A 6,930-nucleotide genomic window follows, 5' to 3' on the forward strand; every position below is an offset into this window, starting at 1 on the left:
GCGCCGGCTCAACAGGCCTTGATTGCGGCTTCGATCGCGATCGCCTGCCGGTCGATCTCCGCCGTTGTCGTCCTTTTCGTGCGAACGATCATCCGCATGTACAGACCTGCGATGAGAAAATCGAGCGCGAGTTCCCGGTCCAACCCAGGCTGGAGTTCCCCGCGGGCTATGGCGCGGTCGAGCAGTCGATCTCCTAACTGTCGACGTACCTGGGACAGACTTTCCAGTGCTGCTGAAAGTTGGGGCGTTCTGATGCGCTCGGCAACGACGTCCGGCACAATCTTGCGGATCAACGGATGCCGAAACGCTCTGCGCGTCGTACTGAGATAGGCTTTGATATCGGCACTTAGCGAGCCGTGGTCGCTGAAGTCGGACAGATTCACTCCGACGCTCTGTATCGCTTCGCACGCGAATTCCAGTTTTGAGGGCCATCGGCGATAGATGGCCGCCTTGCCCGCTCCCGCCCGTGCCGCCACGCGCTCGAGGCTCACTGCCGCATAGCCCGTCTCTGCCCAGTCCTCGAACAGCGCCCTGAAAAGCGCCGTGGTCAGTTCGGGCCGGAAGACCGCCGCACCGCTCGGTACGCGTCGCATTTTGCGGTCGATACTCTTGCGTTCCATCCAAAAGGTCCCCATTGTGAATGGAACGGTAGCGTTTCAACCAATGAGTGAGAAGTATTTGAAACGACTTCCAGCAGGTATTTATGAATCCCGTGGCTGGCTGGAAATGAGGTTCGACACACCGCCCGCCGCGTGCAGCCTGCATGCGAACCACTTGCCCGTCCTGATCGATCTGCACGGATCGGACTGGCCGACCAGCTCAGACGGCGGGGATGCACGAGCATAGGAGACACAGCATGACGGTGCCTACCTATTCCTCCTTCGTAGAGTGGTTCTGCGAGGGTCCCTTCGCGCAGTACGTGCGGACGATCAAGTCCACCGGCGGCTTCCTCAATCTGATGGAGACCGCCATGCCCGCAGTCGAAATATCGGACCCTGCCGTGCCGGACCTTGTCCTGCATTACGACCTGAGGGGCGGCTTCGGCGTCAACGCCGACCTCGGCTCGGGCCGGTTCACTGCGACCACCCGGCCGGGCGATTTCCTGCTGGCGGCGCCGAACTTTACCAATTCGATCAGCGTCGACAGCTTCCACCACATTCGCTCCATAGCCTTTCCCGTCGCCCACTGGAGGCGGCTTCTGGAGGACCCTGCGGATCGGGCATCCTCTCTCGATTTCGGTGCCTTGCATCGAGGGACGTTCACCTCATCCAGAATCCGGACCGCGCAGCGCCAGCTATGGCGCCTGTGTGACGAGGAGGGCGCACCGTCGCGTCTGCTGGCGCAAGCTGCCGGTTGCGAAATCCTGGCCGAGCTTTGCCACTTGGCGGGCTCGCCGTTCGCTTCGGCACGGGGAGGGCTGGCTCCCTGGGCTGAGCGGCGTTGTATCGATCTCATGCAGGCGCGTCTGGCGGACGATATCGGCCTCGACGAACTGGCCGCCGAGGCGCGGCTCTCTCCGTTTCATTTCGCCCGCATGTTCAAGCAGAGCGTCGGTGTACCGCCACGGGCCTACTTGATGCGACTGAGAGTGGAAAAGGCTTGCACGCTACTGGAGACGACGGACCTTTCGGTCACGGATATCGCGCATGAGGTTGGATATTCGTCGAACCAAGTTCTTGCCCGTGTTTTCGTCAAGCATCAACGCATGAGCCCGACTGACTATCGCCGGGCGGTCCGCGACCCGGTGCGCCAAACCTCGCTGCAAAGATTGGGAACAACGATTTCAGCATCGGAGACGCCACAATGACCGCACCCGCCCACCCTTCTTTCACCCAATGGTACTGCGAGGGCGATCAGGCGTCATATGTGCGAATGTTGAAATCCCCCGGCGGGATTCTCAACCTGCTTGAGGTGGAGCGTCCGGCAGGGGACATGTCCCGCCCGGCCGTGTCCGATATCGTCCTCTATCAGGACCTGCTTGGCGGAAGCCGGGTCAGCGGCGATTTGGGAGGGGGACGTTTCAATGTGATCAGCAAGAAGGGCGACTTTGCCCTTGCTGCGCCGAACTTCGCCACCGAGGCGATCATGGATGAAAGCCATCGGCTACGCAGTCTGGCTTTTCCGATGGAGCAGTGGCAGCGGATGCTCGATGAGGCATCCGACGGTGGCTCATTCGACCTTCCCCTGGCTTACGGCCGGATGTTCGATTCGCCCGCCATCCGATCGGCGCTTCGGACCCTGTGGACCCTATGTGAAGAAGACGGTGCGCCGTCGCGCCTTTTGGCGCGGGCAGCCGGCTTCGAAATCCTCGCCCAGCTTTGCCAGTTGGGTGGCCGTCCACTCGTCACTGTGCGGGGCGGGCTGGCGCCATGGGCCGAACGGCGCAGTATGGAGTACATGCGGGAGCGGCTTTCGGAGGACATCACCCTCGACGAGCTGGCCGCCGAGGCGCGCCTCTCCCCGTTCTATTTCGCGCGCATGTTCAAGCAGAGCGTCGGCGTGCCGCCGCGGGTCTATTTGACGCGACTGAGGATGGAGAAAACCTGCGAACTGCTCGAGACCACCGATTTGTCGGTGACCGAGATCGCGCTGGAAGTGGGATACTCGTCGAACCAAGTGTTAGCGCGTGTGTTCATGAAACATCGGCATATGAGCCCGACCGACTATCGCCGGGCGGTTCGCGAGCCGTCGCGTCTCATCGCGCTGCAGTGACGTCTGCCGCTGAACGATGCGGTGCGCAGACTGCCGGTCGGATCAGCGCGTCAGTTGCGACAGCCAGCCTGCAAGCAGTCTGGCGCCAGCTTGTTCCAGCTTGCGACAATGCCGTTGCGCATCGCGGCGTAGCTTGCGTGGATCAACCCCTGCCGTCGCCAGCTCGTTGGCGTGGCCCAAAAGCCAATGCTCGAACCGCGCGCCCAGCACCTCCGGATGGAACTGCAGGCCGAGCACATTGGGTCCGCGCGAGAAAGCCTGGTTCACGCAAAGCGCGGTGGATGCGAGGACACTGGAACCTTCCGGCAGGTCGAACGTGTCGCCATGCCAGTGAAGCACGGGCACGCCGTGAAGCACAGCGAGAGGATTCGGCGCGGCCGTTTCCGACACTTCGAGTGTCGACCAGCCTATCTCCTTTGCCGGGCCCGAATAGACCCGCGCTCCGAGCGCTGCGGCCATCAGCTGCGCGCCGAGACATATCCCGAGCGTCGGCCGCCCGGCCGCGAGCCGCGCCCGCAGCAAGGCGATCTCGTCGGTGACCACCGGATAGGCGTCGTGATCGTAGACGCCGATCGGGCCGCCCAGAACTACAAAAAGATCGGCGGCGAGAGGATCGAGCGTTGCCGGATCGCGCCCGGCAACGTCGATATAGTTGATGTCGTAGCCGGCCGCCCGCAACGGGCCCGCGAAGCTGCCCAGATCCTCGAAGGCTATATGCCGGATGGCTTGCACGGTCTTCATCGTCATTCCGCCCCTCCTGAACCGCGAGCGGGGCGCGCCGCTCTCGCGGTCAGTATGTGTTCGAGATCCTTGAGCGCGGCGGCCGCGGTCGCCAGCGGCTCGGTCCCGGAGCCGATGGCGATCGTCTCGCCCATCGCGTCCGTGGTGATCCGGATCGCCTTGTTCTTTCCCGACACATGTGCGAGCGGATCGCCCGGCGGGTAGGTCCGGATGCCGACGGCCGCGCGCGTGGCCCCGTCCGCGCGGACCAGGCTCCCGACCAACTTGGGAACGACACGCTCCTTTCGCCACGTCAGAATGTCGTGCGCCCTGACCGACTGGATGCCCTCGACGGCAAGATCGCCCATCGTCAGCTCGGCGTCGAGGCCGAAATTGGCCATGAGGACGAGCTTGCTGGCGGTGTCCCAGCCCTCGGTGTCGTTGCGAGGGTCGGCTTCAGCGAAGCCGCCCGCTTGCGCGCGCGCCAGCGCCTCCGCGAAGCCGAGATTCTCGTTCATCATCGCGTCGAGCAGGTAGTTGGTGGTGGCGTTCAGAATGCCCTCGATTTCCAGCACCTCGCAGCCTTTCAGGCTGTGTTCGATGAGGTCGATCGTCGGCAGCGCGGCTGCCGCCGCGCCGCTCAGCTTCAGCAGGGCGCCCGTGGAACGCGCCAAGGCCCGTAGTTCCGGGCCGCTGTGGACCAGCGCCCCCTTCGATATGACGATGGCATCGCGCCCCACCGAAAGGGCGGAACGGATATAGGCGAGGCCTGGGCCACCGGTGCGGAAATCGCTCGGCCCCGCTTCGATGACAATGTCGGCGCCGCTCGCCTCGATGAATTCAGGTCCCGATCGAACGCGTTCGAGCGCGTCCAGTCGTTCGGGTTCGAGACCATTCGGGTCCGCGATACCGGACCGCGATCCGCAGACCGCGACGAGCCGGATGTCGGCTCCATAGACATCACGGTAGCGCTCGCGACGGGCGAAGAGAAGGCTGGCAGTGGCGCGGCCAACGCCCCCGAAACCTGCGATCGCGACCCTGACGACATTCATCGCTTTCTACCCCTCGTCTCAGAGCATCGATTACGGCTGCGGCTCGGGCTGCGCCGAGCCGGAATCCGAGCGTGTCCGCCAGTTTAGCCTCGCACGAGCGACGGGCGAAGGCGTTTTGCGAAAGGCGCTCCCGGCGGTCGCGAAGGGTGCCGCCGAGAGCGCCTTCGGTGATGCCGTCTCAGGCGCGGATGAAGGCCAGCAAGTCAGGGTTCACCACCTCGGGATGCGTGGCGAACAGCCCGTGGGAAAGTCCGGGATAGGTCCTCATCGTGCCGTCGCTGAGGAGCCTGATCGCCTTGTGAGCCGAGTTTTCGATCGGCACGATCTGGTCGTCCTCCCCGTGGATGATCAGCACGGGGATGGTGAGCGCCTTCAAATCGTCGGTGAAATCGGTCTCCGAAAAAACGACGATGCAGTCATGGTGCGCCTTTGCGCCGCCACTCATGCCTTGGCGCCACCAATTGTCGATCAGGCCCTGGCTGACCTTCGCGCCGTCGCGATTGAAGCCGTAGAAGGGTCCGCTCGGCAGATCGCGATAGAACTGCGCACGGTTTGTTTCCAGCGCGGAACGCAACCCGTCGAAGACCTCCATCGGAACGCCGTCCGGGTTGGTGTCGGACCTGACCATGACGGGCGGGATCGCCGCGATCAGAATGATTTTCGCGACACGGCCACGCTCGGCGCGCGCCGCATAGCGGGTGACTTCGCCGCCGCCCGTCGAATGGCCGATGTGGACCGCGTCGCGCAGATCGAGCGCCTTGGCGATCTCGGCCACGTCCGCGGCGTAGGTGTCCATTTCGTTGCCGGTGTCGGTCTGGTCGGATCGGCCATGGCCGCGCCGGTCATGCGCGATCACACGATAGCCTTCGGACAGGAAGAACAGCATCTGGTTGTCCCAGTCGTCGGAACTGAGCGGCCAGCCATGATGGAACATGATCGGCTGCGCGTCTTTCGGCCCCAGATCCTTGTAGAACAGGTCGGTCCCGTCTGATGTCTTGATAGTTGCCATCGCACGTCTCCTTGATGCCAGGCAGAGAAAATCCTCGATCAGGCAGGGGTTTGCCCAGCCGTGATCTCACCGGGTCCACACGCGCTCGCCACCTGCCATTCACGTCACCGTTCTAGCGGCTCGGAGAATGCGCCGCGGCGCAAGCTGCAGTGCACGCGTCAAATCTTGCGGGCTCTCTCCGCCTAAAGCCGTCGTCCCTCTTTTAGCCGCTTCAGTCGCCCCTCGGCGTGGGTTTGCCAATCGGCCCGAGATGCGTGTGGCGGAAACCGGCCGCGTATTTCAGCCCGTATCCCAGGCTCCGGTCGAAGGCGGCATGAGCGATGAATATCAGACTGATCTGCCAGAGAAGTTCGCTGCCGGTCAAAACACCGGCCACGGCCAGTACGGCATGCAGGGCATAGCTATGGACGGCATTGTAAATAGCCGCGCCCGCTTTCGGGCCTGCCGCATAGCCCGCGATACTGATGTCGGGAGCGAAGAACAGCACGGCGAACATCCATAGATCACCGCCGAATAAGAAGAACAGTGTCGTGCTTGCCGCCAAGATCGCCAGCGCTTCGCCGCGAAGAACCTGGCGGATTTTGCCTGCAGCATAGCCGCATTCGGCGTATCCGATCTCCGCGGTACTGTTCATGTTCGTACTAGTCCTTTTTGCCAAACCTGCGAAATACGCAACTTCATCCCATTCCTCAAGAATGCGATCCGAAAGCCACTTGCCGGTTTTCGATAGCGTCCAATAAATTGCTTTCCCATTCACACTACACAGCCTGATCCTACTGCGCGGTGCAAAAACTGCTGCGACCGTGCCGGAATTGCTGACTTGGGGAAGCGACACAAAGCAGAAAGGGTACTCGGCCGTGGGACGCTTTCAAGTCGTTCCGTACCAAGCCTTCGCGTTTGCTTGCGGCGAAAGGGAAAGTGTCCCGCCACCGCGGGAATGGAGGCGCCTAGCCGCCATTCGTGGGAAGGGCTGAACGTCCGCTTTCAGGCGAAGGCAAATTTCGCCTGAACGGCCGGAATGGGGGCGCAAAGCGGAAATCGATTTTCGATTACTGCTTATCGTCGCTCGGGTTCGCGTTGGCGTCAGCTTTGCGCCCCCCTTGTGCCGGAAATCGATTTCCGCCCGATGGTAATCGGCGCAAAGTCGACCCAAGAGAGATGCGCATTTTTCGACGGCGATTCGCAGTCTTGCGCCGCGAGGGCTAGCAGAGCTGGCCATGGCCTAACGGCAGTAACGCAGGCTTCGCTGACATCGCGAACGAGTGGAAGGTGCACGGCGATCGAGCGATTGATGTCGTGCCAAAACGCGATGACGCGAAGCGCTCCACCCAGCTGCCAAACGGTGACCGTTTGAGCACGATACGAATGGGTCGAATTGCGATGATAGGATGACGCCTGCCTTTGTGAAGCCATATGACCGGTCGCCGCGCCATGACG

The 6,930-nt window shown here is 62.6% G+C and carries 8 protein-coding genes; 2 read left to right on the forward strand and 6 right to left on the reverse strand.

The annotated features are described in order from the left end of the window. Positions 1–8: 8 nt before the first annotated feature. The gene (locus ACT6QU_RS18305; protein WP_444837004.1) at positions 9–620 is read right to left on the reverse strand and encodes a TetR-like C-terminal domain-containing protein; all 612 of its coding nucleotides are present in this window, start codon (positions 618–620) and stop codon (positions 9–11) included. Positions 621–856: 236 nt separating this feature from the next. Here ACT6QU_RS18305 and ACT6QU_RS18310 point away from each other — a divergent pair, with 236 nt between their 5' ends. Next, positions 857–1,807 carry a helix-turn-helix domain-containing protein gene (locus ACT6QU_RS18310; RefSeq protein WP_444837005.1) on the forward strand — a complete coding sequence of 317 codons (951 nt, stop codon included), beginning with the start codon at positions 857–859 and terminating at the stop codon, positions 1,805–1,807. Next, on the forward strand, positions 1,804–2,712 hold the full coding sequence (locus ACT6QU_RS18315) for a helix-turn-helix domain-containing protein (RefSeq protein WP_444837006.1): 909 nt from the start codon (positions 1,804–1,806) through the stop codon (positions 2,710–2,712). Before ACT6QU_RS18310 ends, ACT6QU_RS18315 begins: the two co-directional genes overlap by 4 nt. 42 nt (positions 2,713–2,754) lie before the next feature. Here ACT6QU_RS18315 and ACT6QU_RS18320 read toward each other — a convergent pair whose 3' ends face one another. The 5 genes from ACT6QU_RS18320 to ACT6QU_RS18340 all read right to left on the reverse strand — a co-directional run. After that, positions 2,755–3,459, reverse strand: coding sequence for a glutamine amidotransferase (locus tag ACT6QU_RS18320; protein WP_444837007.1), 705 nt, complete (start codon positions 3,457–3,459; stop codon positions 2,755–2,757). Then, positions 3,456–4,484: a homoserine dehydrogenase gene (locus ACT6QU_RS18325; RefSeq protein WP_444837008.1), complete on the reverse strand. Its 1,029-nt coding sequence runs from the start codon at positions 4,482–4,484 to the stop codon at positions 3,456–3,458. Before ACT6QU_RS18325 ends, ACT6QU_RS18320 begins: the two co-directional genes overlap by 4 nt. Before the next feature lie 178 nt (positions 4,485–4,662). Then, a complete protein-coding gene (locus ACT6QU_RS18330) occupies positions 4,663–5,493 on the reverse strand; it encodes an alpha/beta fold hydrolase (RefSeq protein ID WP_444837009.1) in 831 nt (276 codons plus the stop codon). A gap of 211 nt (positions 5,494–5,704) precedes the next feature. After that, complete coding sequence (locus tag ACT6QU_RS18335; RefSeq protein WP_444837010.1) at positions 5,705–6,127, reverse strand: DUF4260 domain-containing protein; 423 nt, start codon at positions 6,125–6,127, stop codon at positions 5,705–5,707. Positions 6,128–6,576: 449 nt separating this feature from the next. Beyond that, on the reverse strand, positions 6,577–6,930 hold a 354-nt coding region (locus ACT6QU_RS18340), incomplete at its 5' end, for a hypothetical protein (RefSeq protein WP_444837011.1).

This window comes from Aliihoeflea sp., assembly GCF_052435475.1.
Lineage (GTDB): Bacteria > Pseudomonadota > Alphaproteobacteria > Rhizobiales > Rhizobiaceae > Aliihoeflea.